The organism is Streptomyces sp. NBC_00878 (genome assembly GCF_026341515.1).
GTDB lineage: Bacteria > Actinomycetota > Actinomycetes > Streptomycetales > Streptomycetaceae > Streptomyces.
In genome coordinates, this window is record NZ_JAPEOK010000001.1 from 4735557 (window position 1) to 4751840 (window position 16284).

The 16284-nt window shown below is 69.2% G+C and carries 14 protein-coding genes and 1 pseudogene; 8 read left to right on the forward strand and 7 right to left on the reverse strand.

Features of this window, described 5'->3' with window-relative positions; all coding sequences use genetic code 11:
• Positions 1-513 precede the first annotated feature (513 nt).
• Positions 514-768, forward strand: coding sequence for a hypothetical protein (locus OHA11_RS19910; RefSeq protein ID WP_266498207.1), 255 nt, complete (start codon positions 514-516; stop codon positions 766-768).
• 56 nt (positions 769-824) lie between these two features.
• Here OHA11_RS19910 and OHA11_RS19915 read toward each other — a convergent pair.
• Both OHA11_RS19915 and istB read right to left on the reverse strand, forming a co-directional pair.
• Positions 825-2049, reverse strand: a pseudogene (locus tag OHA11_RS19915) (RNA-guided endonuclease InsQ/TnpB family protein).
• A 204-nt stretch (positions 2050-2253) separates the two neighbouring features.
• Positions 2254-3615: an IS21-like element helper ATPase IstB gene (istB, locus tag OHA11_RS19920; protein WP_266507310.1), complete on the reverse strand. Its 1362-nt coding sequence runs from the start codon at positions 3613-3615 to the stop codon at positions 2254-2256.
• A 318-nt stretch (positions 3616-3933) separates the two neighbouring features.
• Between istB and OHA11_RS19925 the strand changes: the two genes are divergently transcribed.
• Complete coding sequence (locus OHA11_RS19925) at positions 3934-5577, forward strand: DNA repair helicase XPB (RefSeq protein ID WP_266498209.1); 1644 nt, start codon at positions 3934-3936, stop codon at positions 5575-5577.
• Between the two features lie 103 nt (positions 5578-5680).
• Here OHA11_RS19925 and OHA11_RS19930 read toward each other — a convergent pair whose 3' ends face one another.
• Complete coding sequence (locus OHA11_RS19930; RefSeq protein WP_266498211.1) at positions 5681-5869, reverse strand: hypothetical protein; 189 nt, start codon at positions 5867-5869, stop codon at positions 5681-5683.
• 529 nt (positions 5870-6398) lie between these two features.
• On the opposite strand from OHA11_RS19930, the gene OHA11_RS19935 reads away from it, so the two are divergent.
• The gene (locus OHA11_RS19935) at positions 6399-8384 is read left to right on the forward strand and encodes an AAA family ATPase (protein WP_266507312.1); all 1986 of its coding nucleotides are present in this window, start codon (positions 6399-6401) and stop codon (positions 8382-8384) included.
• Between the two features lie 82 nt (positions 8385-8466).
• Here OHA11_RS19935 and OHA11_RS19940 read toward each other — a convergent pair whose 3' ends face one another.
• Positions 8467-9156: a copper homeostasis protein CutC gene (locus tag OHA11_RS19940; RefSeq protein ID WP_266498213.1), complete on the reverse strand. Its 690-nt coding sequence runs from the start codon at positions 9154-9156 to the stop codon at positions 8467-8469.
• A 192-nt stretch (positions 9157-9348) separates the two neighbouring features.
• Between OHA11_RS19940 and OHA11_RS19945 the strand changes: the two genes are divergently transcribed.
• Both OHA11_RS19945 and OHA11_RS19950 read left to right on the forward strand, forming a co-directional pair.
• Positions 9349-10212, forward strand: coding sequence for a helix-turn-helix transcriptional regulator (locus OHA11_RS19945; protein WP_266498215.1), 864 nt, complete (start codon positions 9349-9351; stop codon positions 10210-10212).
• A complete protein-coding gene (locus OHA11_RS19950) occupies positions 10172-10456 on the forward strand; it encodes a DUF397 domain-containing protein (RefSeq protein ID WP_266498216.1) in 285 nt (94 codons plus the stop codon). The genes OHA11_RS19945 and OHA11_RS19950 overlap by 41 nt, the downstream gene beginning before the upstream one ends.
• Positions 10457-10484: 28 nt before the next feature.
• On the opposite strand, the gene OHA11_RS19955 is transcribed toward OHA11_RS19950, so the two are convergent.
• Positions 10485-11156, reverse strand: coding sequence for a maleylpyruvate isomerase family mycothiol-dependent enzyme (locus OHA11_RS19955; protein WP_266498219.1), 672 nt, complete (start codon positions 11154-11156; stop codon positions 10485-10487).
• A 339-nt stretch (positions 11157-11495) separates the two neighbouring features.
• Here OHA11_RS19955 and OHA11_RS19960 point away from each other — a divergent pair, with 339 nt between their 5' ends.
• On the forward strand, positions 11496-11879 hold the full coding sequence (locus OHA11_RS19960) for a hypothetical protein (RefSeq protein ID WP_266498221.1): 384 nt from the start codon (positions 11496-11498) through the stop codon (positions 11877-11879).
• Between the two features lie 226 nt (positions 11880-12105).
• Here OHA11_RS19960 and OHA11_RS19965 read toward each other — a convergent pair whose 3' ends face one another.
• On the reverse strand, positions 12106-13218 hold the full coding sequence (locus OHA11_RS19965; protein WP_266498223.1) for a substrate-binding domain-containing protein: 1113 nt from the start codon (positions 13216-13218) through the stop codon (positions 12106-12108).
• 500 nt (positions 13219-13718) lie between these two features.
• On the opposite strand from OHA11_RS19965, the gene OHA11_RS19970 reads away from it, so the two are divergent.
• The gene (locus tag OHA11_RS19970; protein WP_266498224.1) at positions 13719-14861 is read left to right on the forward strand and encodes an ROK family protein; all 1143 of its coding nucleotides are present in this window, start codon (positions 13719-13721) and stop codon (positions 14859-14861) included.
• Positions 14862-14921: 60 nt separating this feature from the next.
• On the opposite strand, the gene OHA11_RS19975 is transcribed toward OHA11_RS19970, so the two are convergent.
• On the reverse strand, positions 14922-15425 hold the full coding sequence (locus OHA11_RS19975) for a MarR family winged helix-turn-helix transcriptional regulator (protein WP_266498225.1): 504 nt from the start codon (positions 15423-15425) through the stop codon (positions 14922-14924).
• Positions 15426-15777: 352 nt separating this feature from the next.
• Between OHA11_RS19975 and OHA11_RS19980 the strand changes: the two genes are divergently transcribed.
• Complete coding sequence (locus OHA11_RS19980; protein ID WP_266498227.1) at positions 15778-16125, forward strand: hypothetical protein; 348 nt, start codon at positions 15778-15780, stop codon at positions 16123-16125.
• The last annotated feature ends 159 nt before the right edge of the window (positions 16126-16284 follow it).

The window sequence follows — 16284 nt, forward strand, 5'->3', positions numbered from 1 at the left end:
CCTGAGGCAGGCGCGGGCAGGGGCGGGCGGCGGGCGGGGGCGGGGACCTGAGGCAGGCCCGGGCAGGCCCGGGCGGGGGCGGAGGGCTGGTCCCGCCTCCCTCCTCCGGTCACTCGTCCGGGTGTACGCGGCGGTTCATGCACGCCACGCCGGACGGTTCCCACCCATGAGCGACCTTCGAGGACCTCCCGCATCGTCGCGCGAGTCGTGGGGCAGCCACTGGTCGTCCTGATCACGCACCCGCCTGATCACACACCGGCCTGATCACCCAACCAGGAGGTAGTCCCATGCGCACTGCTCGTCGTGTCGCCACCGTTCTGATCGGTACCGCCGCGCTGCTCGGCGCACTCGCGTCCCAGGCCGCGGCGATCGGCATCGATCTCGGCGGGGGCCTGACCCTCTGAGGCGGCCCCCGCACGCCCCGCGGGCCGGACTCGGCATCCCGAGTCCGGCCCGTCCCCTCCGTGGGCCCCCACCCACGCTCAGCAGCGTTCGAAAGGCTTCAGAAACCCCATGCGTCCCACGCTCCCGACCCGTACGGCGACTCCGGCCGCGACCCGTACGGCGATCCGTACCGCCGCCATCGCCACCCTGTTCGCCTCGGTCGCGCTGATCGGCGTGCTCGCTCCGCAGGCCGCCGCCGCCCCGCTCGCCCAGCCCGCCCTGCCGCTGCCCATCCCGATCGCCGCCGCCGAACCGCTCGTCACGGAGGGGGTCACGGTCGAGGGGCCGCTGGTCAACAACATCACTCTGCCCACGCTGAATTGACTTGCTCCTCGGGCTGAAGCCCGAGGATTCCGGCCTTCTCGTCCGTTGCTGTGCCGCTACGCGGCACAGGTTTCGGGCGGGAGTCCATGGCTTCCTGCTTCGTCGCGCTGTGCCAGGACGAGTCCTGGTCCTACCTGCGCTCGACAGGCTGTTACCGCCAGTCCGGCGGCCTTTTTCACGTTCTTCGCGGCGTTGTGATCCCGGTCATGGACCGTGCCGCACGCAGGGCAGGTCCACTCCCTGATGTGGAGAGGTTCGGGGCCGTCCTTGACGCCACAGGCGGAACAGGTCTGGGAGGTCGGCTCGAACCTGCCGATCTTCACCAGGGTGCGTCCGTACCTGGCTGCCTTGTACTCCAGCATGGCCACGAACTGTGCCCAGCCCGCCTCATGCACGCTCTTGGCCATTCTGGTGCGCGCCAGAGCCTTGACCGCCAGGTCCTCCACACCGATCGCTTGGTTCTCGCGGATCAGCTTCGTGGAGAGCTGGTGGTGGAACTCGCGGCGCGCATCGGCCACTTGTGCGTGGGCGCGGGCGACCTTGAGGCGGGCCTTCTCCCGGTTCTTCGACCCCTTCTGCTTACGGGACAGCTCCCGCTGGGCCTTCTTCAGTTTCTTCTCCGCCCGGCGCAGAAACCGCGGGGATTCGATCTTCGTACCGTCGGACAGGACAGCGAAGTGGGTCAGGCCCAGATCGATGCCAACCGTGTGGGTCGGCGTCGGGCATCCGGGCAGCGTCGGCGGCCGGGTCGGTGTCGATCACGAAGGAGGCGAAATACCGTCCGGCCGCGTCCTTGATCACGGTGACCGAGGAGGGCCGTGCGGGCAGCACTCGTGACCACTTCACCTTCACCGCGCCGACCTTGGGAAGGTTCAACCGCCCGGAACCGGTGATCGACCAGCGGGCATTGGCCGTGAAGCGGATCGACTGCCGGTTGTCCTTGCGGGACTTGAACCGGGGCGCACCGACCTGCGTGCCCTTACGGGTCCCCTTGAGGGAGGCGAAGAAGTTGCGGTATGCGGCCTCCGCGTCGCGGAGGGACTGCTGGAGGATGACCGCGGAGACCTCGCCCAGCCAGGACCGCTCGGGTGTCTGCCTGGCCTCGATGATCAGCTTCCGGGACAGCACACCCGCCGTGGGGAAGGCCTCGCCCGCCGTACGGGCGTCCTCGCGGGCGCGCACGGCATCGTTGTACACGACGCGGGCGCACCCGAACGCTCTGGCCAGCGCCGTGCGTTGGCTCGGTTCCGGGTACAGCCTGAAGGCGTACCGAAGCCGCATGCGGTGATCGTACGAACGAGCGCCACCCCCTACCAGAGGGAACGTATGAACGGTCGGTACTCCCTTGAACCGGGAGGAGCGGAACGGGCCGAACGAGGGAGGCGTTGCCCGGCTTCGCCGGATCGGCCCCCCTGACGCTCCGCGTCGGCCGTGGTGATGCCTGCGCCCTCCTGCTCCGCAGGACAGCGTCCGTGACGCTCCGCGTCACAATGACAGATTCGCTTCACCACCGGCCTGAAGGCCGATGCACTGCGAATGAATCCCGGTAGCCCGGCGCATCCGGTAGCTGTCCCCTTCGAGGCGGACGATCTCCGCGTGGTGAGCGAGGCGGTCGACCATCGCGGGAGCGGCGCCGCCGAAGATCTCGTCCCAGCGGCCGAGCGGGCGGTCGCCGGCCACGATCACCGAGGCCCGCTCGTAGCGGTGCGCGACGAGCTGGAAGAAGAGGTGGGCGGTGTCCGCGTCGAACGGGGTGTAGCCGACCTCGTCGATGATCAGCAGCGCGTGGGCGTCCAGCGCGGCCAGCTCCTCGGCGAGCCGCCCCGCCGCCCGGGCGTCGGTCAGCCGGGCGGCCCACTCCGCGGCGGTCGCGAACAGCACCTGGTGCCCCGCCTGGCAGGCCCGCACGCCGAGGCCGACGGCGAGATGCGTCTTGCCGGTACCGGGCGGGCCGACGAAGACCACGTTCCGCCGCGCGGCGACGAAGTCCAGCTTGCCGAGCCGGGCCAGCACCTCCCGGTCGAAGTCCCGGGGATGCTCCTGGTCGAACTCCTCCAGCTGCTTCCGGGAGGGAAAACGCGCGGCACGGATCCGGGCCTCGGCGCCCGTTTCGTAGCCGTCGTAGGAGGAGGGGTTCCGCTTCTCGTACGGCGAGGAGTGCTCGTACGAGGAGGTGTACGAGGCGGTCGCCTGGGCGGGAATCGGGACCGGGGCCCGCGTGGCCACCGCCGAGGTCGAGAACTCGGCGGGGACGTTCGAGCCGTGCCCCCCACCGGCGTCTCCGTGCCCGTGCCCCGGCCCGTGTCCCGATCTCTGTCCCTTGTGCGAACGGTCTCCGTGGTCCGCCATCGGCCCCGACATGTACGCCAGGATCGCCGCCGAGGCGATGAAGGCCATGTGGATCACCGTGCCCCACAGCAGCGAGTGGTGGGAGGTGTGGTGCACGTCCACGAACATCTGGAGCAGATGGACGGAGGAGATGCCCACGATGGCGGTGGCGAGCTTCACCTTCAGCACGTTGGAGTTGACGTGCGAGAGCCATTCCGGCTGGTCACGGTGGCCCTGCAGACCGATGCGCGAGACGAAGGTCTCGTAGCCGCCGACGATCACCATGATCAGCAGGTTGGCGATCATGACGACGTCGACCAGCTTCAGCACGGCGAGCATGACGTAGGTCTCGTTCGCCTGCCCGGTCACGCACCGAAGAATTAAATTCCACAGTTCGTTGAAGAACTTGTAGACGTACACGCCCTGCGCGGCCACCAGCCCGAAGTAGAGCGGGGCCTGGAGCCAGCGGGTGGCGAAGAGGGCGTACCCGAGCGTCGTGGTCGGGGACGCGACGGGCAGCGGAACGGGTGGTGAGACAGACGGAGGCGCGGGCGGCGGGGCATGACTGTGACTCTGACCGGGTCCGGACAACGGTGGCTTCTCCCTGGGCGGTGACCTGGGGCAGTGACCTGCGGGGATCGCCATTCTTCGGGGATGCGGCGGTAAATCTGAATTCCCACCACTCATTGGAATGAATAGACATCCAGTAGGACAGGACGAGACGTCACCCAGGACGGGACGGGGCGTCACCCGGTTCACGGCGTACCGCGTGGACGATCAGGCACACTGGACGTTTGGCCGTGCACACCGCACAGCTGTGCAGAAGGGGACGCACGCGTGAATGGTCCACTCATCGTCCAGTCCGACAAGACGCTGCTCCTGGAGGTCGACCACGAGCTGGCGGGCGAGTGCCGCCGTGTCATCGCGCCCTTCGCGGAGCTGGAGCGCGCGCCGGAGCACATCCACACCTACCGGGTGACGCCGCTCGGGCTGTGGAACGCGCGCGCGGCCGGGCACGACGCCGAGCAGGTCGTGGACGCCCTCGTGCAGTACAGCCGCTATCCGGTGCCGCACGCGCTGCTGGTCGACATCGCCGAGACGATGGACCGCTACGGACGGCTGACGCTGTCCAAGCACCCGGCCCACGGTCTGGTGCTCACGACCACCGACCGGCCCGTGCTGGAGGAGATCCTGCGCTCGAAGCGGATCATCCCGCTGGTCGGCGCCCGGCTCGACCCGGACACGGTCGCCGTGCACCCCTCCGAGCGAGGCCAGATCAAGCAGACGCTGCTGAAGCTGGGCTGGCCGGCCGAGGACCTCGCCGGGTACGTGGACGGTGAGGCGCACTCCATCGAACTGGCCGAGGACGGCTGGGCGCTGCGGCCGTACCAGAAGCAGGCGGTGGAGAACTTCTGGCACGGCGGGTCCGGAGTGGTCGTCCTCCCCTGTGGTGCGGGCAAGACGCTGGTCGGCGCCGGAGCCATGGCCCAGGCGAAGGCGACGACCCTGATCCTCGTCACGAACACGGTCTCGGCGCGGCAGTGGAAGCACGAGCTGGTGAAGCGGACCTCGCTGACCGAGGACGAGATCGGCGAGTACAGCGGTACGAGGAAGGAGATCCGCCCCGTCACCATCGCGACCTACCAGGTCCTGACGACGAAGCGGAAGGGCGTCTATCCGCACCTGGAGCTGTTCGACTCGCGCGACTGGGGCCTGATCGTCTACGACGAGGTGCATCTGCTGCCCGCGCCGGTCTTCAAGTTCACGGCGGATCTGCAAGCGCGCCGGCGCCTGGGCCTGACGGCCACGCTGGTCCGGGAGGACGGCCGCGAGTCGGACGTGTTCTCGCTGATCGGCCCGAAGCGGTTTGACGCTCCTTGGAAGGAGATCGAGGCGCAGGGGTACATCGCGCCCGCGGACTGCGTGGAGGTCCGCGTCAACCTCACGGACGCGGAGCGGCTCGCGTACGCGACCGCCGAGACGGAGGAGAAGTACCGCTTCTGCGCGACGACGGCGACGAAGCGCAAGGTGACGGAGGCGCTGGTGCGGCGGTTCGCCGGGCAGCAGATCCTGGTCATCGGGCAGTACATCGACCAACTCGACGAGCTGGGCGAGCACTTGGACGCGCCGGTCATCAAGGGTGAGACGTCGAACGCCCAGCGCGAGAAGCTCTTCGAGGCGTTCCGGCAGGGCGAGATCAGTGTGCTCGTGGTGTCGAAGGTGGCGAACTTCTCGATCGATCTGCCGGAGGCGACGGTCGCGATTCAGGTGTCGGGGACGTTCGGCTCGCGTCAGGAGGAGGCGCAGCGGCTCGGGCGGGTGCTGCGGCCCAAGGCCGACGGGCACCAGGCTCACTTCTACTCGGTGGTGGCTCGGGACACGATCGATCAGGACTTCGCCGCGCATCGGCAGCGGTTCTTGGCTGAGCAGGGGTATGCGTATCGGATTGTGGATGCGGATGAGTTGCTCGCGGACAGTTGAGCAGGGGGTTCGTGGGAGGGTGCGGGCCGGTGGGGGCTGGTCGCGCCCCGCGGCGGAGCCGCAAGTGTCACCGCCCCGCGCCCCTAAAGGGGCGCCGGTGCGCTTACCGGCGGCGTACGCCTGCTTCCTCTTCGTATTCGCCCAGGAGCACCACGCTCAGGGTCGCGGTCGCGAAGACCTTGACGGCGCGGAGGGCGTCGCCGAGGCGGTGGCGGTGGCTGCCCTGGAGGGCGGTGGCTCCCGGGGGTGCGCCGGGACTGACGGGGCCTGGGGTGAAGGTCGCTGCGCTCATGTATCCATAGTGGAATTTCCGCCCTCCGCTTACATCGGCCTGTGGACCGAACCTCCGCCGCCTCCTCGTACGCCTCCGGAGTGACCCGTCCCCCGTAGGGAGGGGGACCCCGTCCCCTAGGGGACGGCAGATTCCGTACGGAGCCCACGAGCCCACGCAGGAAAACGGTTGGCACCCGCCACGCCCTCTCGCCTAAAATCTCCGCTCTTGCCCGCCTCCCCAGCGGAGTGCCGCCGACCGGACGGAAACCGGTCGGTCCTCAGAGCCTGTCGGGTGACCGCCGGCCTGGCGAACGGAGGTCACCCGACAGGCTCTCAGCCCGGCCGTACCCCGGTCGGGCACACCCACGCAGCAGGCTCCAGGCCCCGGAGGCACCCCCGTGTCCACCCCGTCCGACTCCGCCATGTCGGTCCCCGATTCGTCCGACGACTACTCACCCCACGGCTATTCGTCCGACGGCTATTCGTCCGACGACCCGCTCTCCCGCGAGCGGGCCCACCTCACCCACTCCCGCGCCGCCCTCCGCTCGATGCGCGAGGACGTCGAGTCGCTCGACATCCGGGACGTCACCGCGAACTGGGTCAACGCGGAAGCCCTGGCCCACCAGATCGACGCGCGCGTCAAAGCCCTCGCGGACCTCTCGCACACCCCGCTCTTCTTCGGCCGCCTCGACTATCTGCACTCCCCGGGCGCCGACCGGGCGGAGGGCGCCGAGGGCGAGCAGTTCTACATCGGGCGCCGGCATGTGCACGACGCCGACGGGGACCCGATGGTGATCGACTGGCGCGCCCCGGTGTCCCAGCCCTTCTACCGGGCCTCCAAGAAGAACCCGCTGGACATCGCGCTGCGCCGCCGCTTCGGGTACACGGGCGGCGACCTCACCGCGTACGAGGACGAGCACCTGTCCGACCCGTCCGAGGCGGCGGCCACCAGCAAGCTGCTCCAGCAGGAGATCGAGCGCCCGCGCGTCGGCCCGATGCGCGACATCGTGGCGACGATCCAGCCCGAGCAGGACGAGATCGTACGGTCCGGTCTCGGCGGCTCGGTCTGCGTGCAGGGCGGTCCGGGCACCGGAAAGACGGCGGTCGGTCTGCACCGGGTCGCCTATCTCCTCTACGCCCACCGCGACCGGCTCGCCCGCACCGGCACCCTGGTCATCGGGCCGAACGCGTCCTTCCTCCACTACATCGAGCAAGTGCTGCCCGCACTGGGCGAGTTGGAGGTCAAGCAGGCGACGGTCGACGACCTGGTCGCCCATGTGGAGGTGCGGAGTACGGACGAGGCGGCGGCAGCGGTGGTCAAGGGCGACGCGCGGATGGCCCAGGTACTGCGCCGGGCCGTCCGCTCGCACGTGACCATGCCCGTCGAACCGGTCATGGTGGTGCGCGGTTCGCGACGCTGGCGGGTCCCGGCGTACGAACTGGAGGACATCGTCCGGGAGTTGCTCGACCGGGACATCCGTTACGGCGCCGCCCGCGAGGCCTTGCCGCAGCGCATCGCGCACGCCGTGCTGGTGCAGATGGAGCGGTCGGGCGAGGCCCCTGACGACCGCGTGCAGGACGCCGTGGCCCGCAACACCGCGGTGAAGGCGGCGGTGAAGACCCTCTGGCCGCCGGTCGATCCCGCGAAGCTGGTCCTCCGCCTCCTCTCCGACGCCGACTTCCTGGCCACCCACGCCGAGGGCATCCTCACCGAGGACGAGCAGAAGACGATCCTGTGGGCCAGGCCCGTACGGTCGGTGAAGTCCGCCAAGTGGGCAGCCGCGGACGCCGTGTTGATCGACGAGGCCACCGATCTCGTCCAGCGCACGCACTCCCTCGGGCACGTGGTGCTCGACGAGGCGCAGGACCTGTCCCCCATGCAGTACCGGGCGGTGGGGCGGCGCTGCACGACCGGTTCGGCGACCGTGCTCGGGGACCTGGCGCAGGGCACCACGCCCTGGGCGACCCGGAGTTGGGACGAGGCGCTGGCCCACCTCGGCAAGCGGGAGGCGGTCGTGGAGGAACTGACGGCCGGTTTCCGTGTACCGACGGACGTCATCACGTACGCGTCCCGGCTCCTCCCCCACATCGCGCCGGGCCTGACCCCGGTGGCGTCGGTCCGCGAGAACCCCGGCTTCTTCGAGGTCCGCCCGGCCACCGCCGACGCCGCGGACACCGAAGTGGTCGCCGCCTGCGAGGAGTTGCTCCGCAACGAGGGCTCGGTCGGCCTGATCGCGGCCGACGCGCGCGTACCGGCGCTGGCCGAGGCGCTGACGGCGGCCGGGCTCCCGTACCTGGGGCCCGGCGAGGAGACGACCCTCACCACCCGCCTCACCCTGGTCCCGGCCTCGCTCGCCAAGGGCCTGGAGTACGACTACGTGGTCCTGGACGAACCCCGGGCCGTGGTCGATGGCGAACCGGACGAACGCACCGGCCTGCGCCGCCTGTACGTCTCCCTGACCCGAGCGGTCTCGGGCCTGATCGTGACGCACGGGGCGCCGCTGCCGCCTCAGCTGTCGGAGTCGGAGAGCTGACGGGCCCGAGCTGCTCTGCGGGTGCGGCACGGTGTCCCGTAAGGGGCGCGGCACTGTGAAGTACCGCACCCCAGTGGAGCGCTCACGCGTCGAGCGCGGTTCGCCACTCCCGTACCGCCTCCGCCGAGACCGGTGACTCCCAGCCACCGGGCCGGGCCGCGCCGCCGATGTGGAAGGCGTCGATGCCTGCGGCCCGCAGGTGCGGGAGGTGGTCGAGGCGGAGGCCGCCGCCGACCATGAGCCGCGGCTCGTAGCCCTGTTCGCCACGGCGGGCCGCCTCCGCGAGGAGCGTGGGCAGGCCCTCGTCCACGCCGTCGGCCGACCCGGCCGTGAGGTAGGCGTCCAGACCGGGCAGGTCGGCGAGGCTCTTGCGCAGCGCGTCGCGGTCGGCGGCGCGGTCGATCGCCCGGTGGAACGTCCAACGGCAGCCGTCCAGTTCGGCGAGCACCGCCTCCAGCGCGGGCAGGTCCGGCTGCGCGGCCTCGTCCAGGAACCCGAGCACGAACTCCTCCGCCCCGGCGGCCCGCAGCTCCCGCGCCGCCCGTACGAGTCCCCGTACGTCCCCGGCCTCGAAACCGTCGGCCAGGCGCAGCATCACGCGCAGCGAGATGCCGACGGCGGCCCTGATCCCCGCGAAGATCGCGACCGGCGGGGTCAGCCCGTCGGCGGCGATGTCGGTGACCAGCTCCAGCCGGTCCGCGCCTCCGGCCTCGGCGGCGACCGCGTCCTCGACGCCGAGGGCGATCACCTCCAGGACTGCACGCTCACTCATAGGACCTCTTCCCTCGGGCGGCTACGACTACGACTACAACATCGACAACAGGTCTAGTCCAATAGTCACCCTACGCGCCCGCCACCAGAGATCAACGGATATCACCATTCGCACAGCAACTGTCACTGTCTGCAACTACTCTCGATGTGGCGCCCGTCCAACAACGCCGACCGCGCGAAAGGGAGTTGCCCGATGCCTCAGCCAAAGCGACTCGATCCGTCCCAGTCCCCCCGAGCCCTGTACGGCGCGGAGCTGCGCCACCAGCGCGAGGCGGCCGGCCTCTCCCAGGACGAACTGGGCGCGCTCATGTTCGTCAGCGGCTCGTTCATCGGGCAGCTGGAGGCCGGGATCCGGCGCATGCAACCGGAGTACGCGAAGATGGCCGACGAGATCCTGAAGACGGACGGGTTCTTCGTACGGAACCTTGAGGCGGCGATGAAGTCGCCCTACGAGCATCACTTCGCGGATGTGGTGGAGTTCGAGGGGTTGGCGCAGGGGATCAAGGACTGGGCGCCGGACCTGGTTCCCGGCCTGCTCCAGACTGCGGGGTACACACGTGCGGTGGTCCGGGCGTACGACCCGGTCCTGGCGGAGGACGTCGTCGAGGAACGAGTGGCTTCCCGGCTGGCTCGCGCCCGTGTCTTCGACAATCCGGCGATGCCCCGCTACTGGGTGATCCTGGACGAGATCGTGGTACGACGCCAAGTGGGCGGCCCGAAGGCCATGGCCGAGCAGCTCCGCCACATCGCCACACTGGCCAACCGCAACCGGATCATCGTCCAGGTGCTGCCTCTCTCGGAGGGTGCGCATGCCGGGTTGGACGGCCTCTTCAAGATGATGACCTTCGACGACGCCCCGCCCCTCGTATATGTCCAAGGCGTCCAAACCGGCCGCCTGTTGGACGATCCGGCTGTGGTGACCCGCTGCACGCTGACCTACGATCTGCTGGGGGCCGTGGCCTTGTCGCCTACCGCGTCCCTCGCCCTGATCGAGCAGGCGGCCGAGGAGTACGAGGATGCGCACCGCACCCGATCTGAGGACCGCGACCTGGCGTAAGAGCAGCTACAGCGGCGGCACGGCCAACGAGTGCGTGGAGATTGGCGGCGACTTCGCCGGAGCGGCCCTGTCATGGCGCAAGTCCACGCACAGTGGCGGCAGCGGCGACGACTGCATCGAAGTCTCCGACGACCTCCCCGGCATCGTCCCCGTCCGCGACAGCAAGCACCCCGCCCAGGGGACGCTGATATTCGGGGCGGCCGCCTGGTCGTCCTTCGTCGCGGCGGCGGCCGCCGGGCGGTAGCAGAGGTGAAGGCGGAGGCCGCCGGGCCTCAGCCGTACAGGTTGAGCTCGGCCTCCGTCGCCCCCGCCAGCTCGTACCGCGTGCCGGTCAGCGGGCGCCCCGCGTAGAGCCGTACGAGGGTGGTCGCGTCGCCGAGGTAACGGGCGGGCGGGCGTTCGCCGGACGGCGCGCCGAGGAGCAGCGGCTCGTCCACGTCGTCGAGGTCGGCGTGCAGGGCGAGGAGCCCCCGTTCGCGGCTGATCCACGCCAACAGGTCGAGCGCGAGGCCGACTTGGGCCCCGCCGTACGCTCCGGGTTCGCCCCAGGCCTCCCGTACGTCGCCCGCGTGCACCCACTCGCCGAGCCCGACCCCGTCCAGTGCGCCACCCGACTTGGCGATCACCGGGCCCGCGTCAGTCATGCCCCGCTCCAGTTCGTCGATGACCTCCGCGACGGACCAGTCGGCCCGCTCGGCGATGTCCCGGTCGTTCGTCTCGGGGCTGAACACCCCCTCCTCGTACCGGCCTTCCACCACCCGCGACAACGCGGTCGAGCAGTGCGCGAGCACATGCCGCACGGTCCACCCCGGACAACAGGTCCTGACCGCGAAGTCCTTCTCGGGCCGCCCCCGTAGTAGGGGGATCAGCACATCCCGCTCGGCGGCCAGCAGCCGCCCGGGCAGTTCCGGGTCCCGTACGCCGTGCGCATCAGCAGTAGTCATGAGGCCAACGCTAGGGCTTGTCCGGCAATTCGCGTCGTCGCCCGGCCTCCAGCAGAAGAGCCTGGACCGCTACCCACTCGCCCACGAACCCCGCACACGACGGCGAAGTGCCGTAAGAACCGTGTCATCAGCCGCAAATAGGGCTCGGAACCTGTCCGGGACAGGCTCGGACGTGTCCGGGACAGGGCCTGATCTGGCTTTTGGCAGTCATCTGGGCCGAGGCTTGGACCGCACCGGCGGTGTGGGCCCGCTCACGACCGGCCCGTGCTCGTGCGGTTGTGCGGAGCGCCGATCTGCCATTGCCTCCGCCCCTTTCGTCCAATCCTCCAAGGAGAAGAAATGAAGCGTAAATTCGCCGTCGGTACGGCGACTGTCGCCCTCGCCTTCGCGGGCTTTGCGGCCCCGGTGGCCAGTGCTCACCCCCAGATCTCGTCAGCGGAGTTCGGCCCCTTAGCTGGATGCGGCGCCGTGAAGAACGTGTCCCTTCGTGGTGCCGAGGCGCATTGGACGGTTATTTGCAGCTCCGGCAACAAGGTGTCGATCAACGGCTGGGTGAAGGACACCAACGGCTCCGCTGACGGTCAGTGTGCTCAGGTGTATGCGACCTTCCCCTACAGCGGCGTCAACAAGTCCACTCCCCTGGCATGCGGCAATGGCCAGCGGCTGGACTTCATATGGTCGAGTTCCGGCAACAGCGTGGACGCGTGGCTGCGCGAGGTGTGAGCACCTACCCAGCTTGCAGATGGGGTAGGTGTGAGCACCTACCCACCTGCAAGCTCCTGATCAGCCGGGCCCTGATTGCCTGTCACGACCAGGACTGACCAGCACAGTGACACGCGGTGGGCCGCAGGCATCCCTCGCTGCGGCCCACTCGCCCACCCTCTCGACGCCCGCCCCGCTGGAGTCCTTCCGGGACCGTCCCAAGCACTTCGCCACGCCGGACGGCTGGCTACTTCAGGCCCAGCTTGTCGCACGCCGCCTTGTACTTCGCGGTGCAGATCTGCTGGACGGTGAAGATGCCGTCCTTGAGCACCGTGTCCTTGATGTTGTTCTTGGTCAGTGACACGGACGGGACGAGATGGGTGGGGATGCCCTTGGCGGTGGCGCTGTCGACCTTGGTGCCGGCGATGGAGTCGAGCTTCTCGCCCTTGGCGAGAGCGACGGCCATGTCCACGGCGGCGGCGGTCTCCGGCGCGTAGGGGAGGTAGACGCTCATGAACTGCTCACCGGCGACGATGCGCTGCACGGCGGCGAGTTCGGCGTCCTGGCCGGTGACCGGCGGCAGCGGGGAGACGCCCGCGGCCTTCAGGGCGGTGATGATGCCGCCCGCCATACCGTCGTTGGCGGAGTAGACGCCGACGATCTTGTCCTTGCCGATCGCGGTGATCGCGGCCGCCATGTTGGCGTTGGCGTTCGCCGGCTTCCACTCCTTCGTGTCGTACTCCTTGCCGATGGTGACCTTGCCGTCCAGTTCGGCGTGGGCGCCCTTCTTGTACTGGCCCGCGCTGGGGTCGGTGACCGCGCCGTTCATCATGACGATCTTGCCGTCCTTGGCCTTGGCACCCAGGGCCTCCAGCAGGGCCTTGCCCTGGACGCGGCCGACCTCCTCGTTGTCGAAGGAGGTGTACGCGTCGATCGGGCCCTCGGCGAGGCGGTCGAAGGCGACGACCGGGATACCGGCATCCTTCACCTTCTTCACGCTTCCGGCGATCGCCTTGGCGTCGACGGCGTCCAGGATGAGCACGTCGACCTTGTTGGTGATCATGGTGTCGACCTGCTGCGTCTGCAGTGTGGCGTCCTGCTTGGCGTTGGCGTAGATGAGCTTGCCCTTGCCGCCGGTGACCTCATTGAGCCTTTTCTCGATCAGCGGCTTGTCGAACGACTCGTAGCGCGCGGTCTGGTTCTCCGGCAGCAGCAGACCGACGGTGAGGTCGTCACCCTTCTTCGCCGAAGGCTCCTTGGCCTTGTCGCTGGACTCCTTGGCACTGCCACAGGCAGCGAGCGACACGGCCATCGCGGTGACGGCGGCAGCGACGACGGCACGACGCAAACGTGTGTTCATGCTGAACCTCCCTGGTGAGCCGCGTCGTCGCGGCGCTGGAACGAACCATCCGATGAAGTGCCGCGGCCACCCACTGGCCGACTGCGGCACGAAGAGCGAAGAGAGAAGAGAGCGAAGAGCGAGTACATGTGATGCCGCGAACGAAGCGATATCCGTACACGTAGAGCGATGTCCGTGCACGCGGAGCGACATCCGTGCGCGCGGCGCGATCGGCAACGGCGGGCCCGAACTGAACCAAGTCAGCCACCCGACGCCATGCCATCGGATGCCCCGAACGGGGTCGGCAGCGCCAGGGAACACCGTCGGTTTCCCTCTTGTCAATGCTTCCCGGGCAACTCTCACAAAGGCTTGACCAGTAAAGTTAAGTTCCCTAACTTGAATAGGTCGCCAGTCACCGACCGATCCCGACGGTGGGCGCCGCACGGATCACTCACCACGGCCGGGGACGGCGCAGCACGCTCGAACTCCCCCCGGAGCCGTCACCACGGAGGGCCATCCTCATGCTCGACTCCGCCGCGTCCAGGGGGCGTGTCCTCGACTCCACCGTCATCGACTCGACCGTCATCGGCATCGACTTCGGGGGGACCAAGACCGCGGTCGCACTCGCTGACGCGCGAGGCAACCTTCTGCGGCAGCTGCGTATACCCACCCGTGCCGAGCAGGGGCCCGACCAGATACTCGCCCGCGCCTGTGCGGCCGCCCTCGAACTGGCCGGGCAGGCCCGGTCCCACCACGGCGCGCCGGTCGGCGCGTACGCAGCGGTCGCTCCCGGCGTGATCCGGCCCGACCGCATCCTGCTCTCGCCGAACCTCCCGGGCTGGGAGGACCTGGCCCTGGCCGAGCGCCTGCAACGGGAGTTGGGGGTGGACGTCGTTCCGGTCACCAACGACGTACGCGCGGGAGCCCTCGCCGAGGCGCGTTCCGGTGCCTTGCGCGATGCCGATCCCGGCATCTACATCAGCCTCGGCACCGGCATCGCCGCCGCGCTGACCATCGGCGGCAAGGTGCTCAACGGGGCGCACCAGGCTGCCGGAGAGATCGCCTATCTCGAACCGGGACCGGGCGTCCACGAAGGCGGCGTCCACGACGGCGGCGAGTACGACGGCGGCGAGTACGGAGCGGGGCGGGCGCCGCTGCCGAGCGGCCGAGAGCTGATGGGCGCGGGCGCATCAGCGGGAGAGCGCGGCTGCGCGCATGGATCGATCACCGAGTCCCTCGCGAGCACCGAGCCCGTCGCGCGCGCCGAGCCAGTCGACCTTCGGGCGCCGCTGGAGGAGTTGGTCGGCGGCAAGGGGCTCGGAGCACGCGCCAGTGCTCTGCTGGGCAGGGAGGTGTCAGCGACGGACCTGTTCGGCCGGGACGACCCGGCGTCGCAGCGGCTGGCCCGCCAAGCGCTCGGCGCGCTGGCCGTCGCGGTGGCGAACATCGCGGTTCTGGTGGACCCGGCGCGCATCGCGGTGGGCGGCGGGATGATGGCCGCCGCGGAGCACATCCTTCCGGCCCTCTCCGCCCACCTCTCCCGTACCGTCCCCTTCCCGCCGGACGTGGTGCCGGCCCACTTCCTTGAGGACGCCTCGCTGCACGGTGCCGTCGCCCTGGCGGTTGACCACCTGGCGGTTGAGCACTTGGCGCCTGGCACCTAGGGCACACCTGGGGCTCACCTGGGGCGCGTATCGAGTCGTGATCAACGGTCGTGGCTCCGCTCACGGGGGCCAACTGCCGCCTGGGTCGATTCTGGCGACTACACGCTGCCCGATGTCCGCGAGTTGCAGCAGTTGGTCCGGGGACACCGCATCGATGAGCACGTGACGCACCATGGCCACGTGGGCCGGCGCTGCGCGGACGACGAGGTCGTATCCCGCCTCGGTGAGGAACGCATCGGTATAGCGCCCGTCTTCAGGGTCCGGGTGCCGCTCCATATAGCCCCGCGTCGACAGCCTTCGCACCGTGTGCGACAACCGTGACCGTGAGCCGTTCACCAGCGTCGCCAGGTCACTCATCCGCATTCTCCGGGACGGGTGCTCCGACAGCCTGGCCATCACGATGTACTCGAACAGGTTGACGCCGACGGCCTGCTGGAGCTGACCGTCGAGGGCCGTGGGGAGCTTCAGGATCAGGGCGGCGACCCCGAGCCACGCGTCGCGCTCCTGCTCATCGAGCCAGCCGCCGCGAGGCGTGTCTGGCTGATGGTGATCCGTCGCGTCCATGAGGTTCATCTTAGCCGAAGAGTTGACCGTTCAATCACTGTCGTTTAACTTTAAATTGAAGCTTCAATCGTCCGCCCGTTTCCCGTCGGCGACAGATCGTCCGAGGAGCACAAGATGGACATCGCTGGTTCTCAGGCCCCCATGAGTCCCGGAGGGACTCATAAGGCCGCTTCATCCCGCCGCGGTGTGTTGAAGGGCCGCGCCGCCGGTGGCGCCGGTATGGCCATTGGCACACTGCTCACTGGACGCGCTTCGGCCGAAGCGGGCTCCCTTTCTGCGGATGCGAGCTCCCTCTCGGCTGGACAGCAGGCATCGGGTCCGGACATCGGCCAAGCGAGTCTGGACATCAGCCATGCAAGCCCGGCCCTGGTTGCGCTGGTCACCGCGGGCAGCCGATGCCGTCTTCGAAGACCTGGCGCTGCACACGGAGTTGATCGGGCACAAGGCGATCGCCGCTCACCTGAAGCGCGCGCTGCCGCTGCTGCCGTACGGGCAGTCGGCATCCGTCCGCCATGTCGTCGGCAGCACACAGGGCGGCGGCTATGAGTGGGCCTCCCCACACAATCCGGTGAGCAGGGGCGTTGTCGCTCTGGAACTCGGCCGGCATGCCCGCATCACTCGCCTGACCACGACCTGGGACGGCTCGTTGCTCGACTCGGCGGCGCTTTCCTCGCTGCTCGCCACCACGATCGAGGAGTAGTCGAGGAGCAGTCGGGCCTGTCCGGCCGACGGTGCGGGTGGCGCTCGCGAAGATCTTGGTGGGGATCGGCTGTCGTGACTTCGGTGTCAGTCAGTCATGAGATGGCAGTCGGTCATGCGGTGTCAGTCAGTCGTGCGATGTCAGTCGGTCATGCGATGT

Bases quoted from the DNA above. Each gene is read 5' to 3' on its own strand.
- OHA11_RS19910 (WP_266498207.1), top strand. From the start codon at position 514: ATGCGTCCCACGCTCCCGACCCGTACGGCGACTCCGGCCGCGACCCGT.
- OHA11_RS19930 (WP_266498211.1), bottom strand. From the start codon at position 5,869: ATGAGCGCAGCGACCTTCACCCCAGGCCCCGTCAGTCCCGGCGCACCC.
- OHA11_RS19975 (WP_266498225.1), bottom strand. From the start codon at position 15,425: ATGGACGCGACGGATCACCATCAGCCAGACACGCCTCGCGGCGGCTGG.
- OHA11_RS19980 (WP_266498227.1), top strand. From the start codon at position 15,778: ATGCAAGCCCGGCCCTGGTTGCGCTGGTCACCGCGGGCAGCCGATGCC.
- OHA11_RS19940 (WP_266498213.1), bottom strand. From the start codon at position 9,156: ATGAGTGAGCGTGCAGTCCTGGAGGTGATCGCCCTCGGCGTCGAGGAC.
- OHA11_RS19945 (WP_266498215.1), top strand. From the start codon at position 9,349: ATGCCTCAGCCAAAGCGACTCGATCCGTCCCAGTCCCCCCGAGCCCTG.
- OHA11_RS19970 (WP_266498224.1), top strand. From the start codon at position 13,719: ATGCTCGACTCCGCCGCGTCCAGGGGGCGTGTCCTCGACTCCACCGTC.
- OHA11_RS19960 (WP_266498221.1), top strand. From the start codon at position 11,496: ATGAAGCGTAAATTCGCCGTCGGTACGGCGACTGTCGCCCTCGCCTTC.
- OHA11_RS19955 (WP_266498219.1), bottom strand. From the start codon at position 11,156: ATGACTACTGCTGATGCGCACGGCGTACGGGACCCGGAACTGCCCGGG.
- OHA11_RS19950 (WP_266498216.1), top strand. From the start codon at position 10,172: ATGCGCACCGCACCCGATCTGAGGACCGCGACCTGGCGTAAGAGCAGC.
- OHA11_RS19965 (WP_266498223.1), bottom strand. From the start codon at position 13,218: ATGAACACACGTTTGCGTCGTGCCGTCGTCGCTGCCGCCGTCACCGCG.
- OHA11_RS19935 (WP_266507312.1), top strand. From the start codon at position 6,399: ATGCGCGAGGACGTCGAGTCGCTCGACATCCGGGACGTCACCGCGAAC.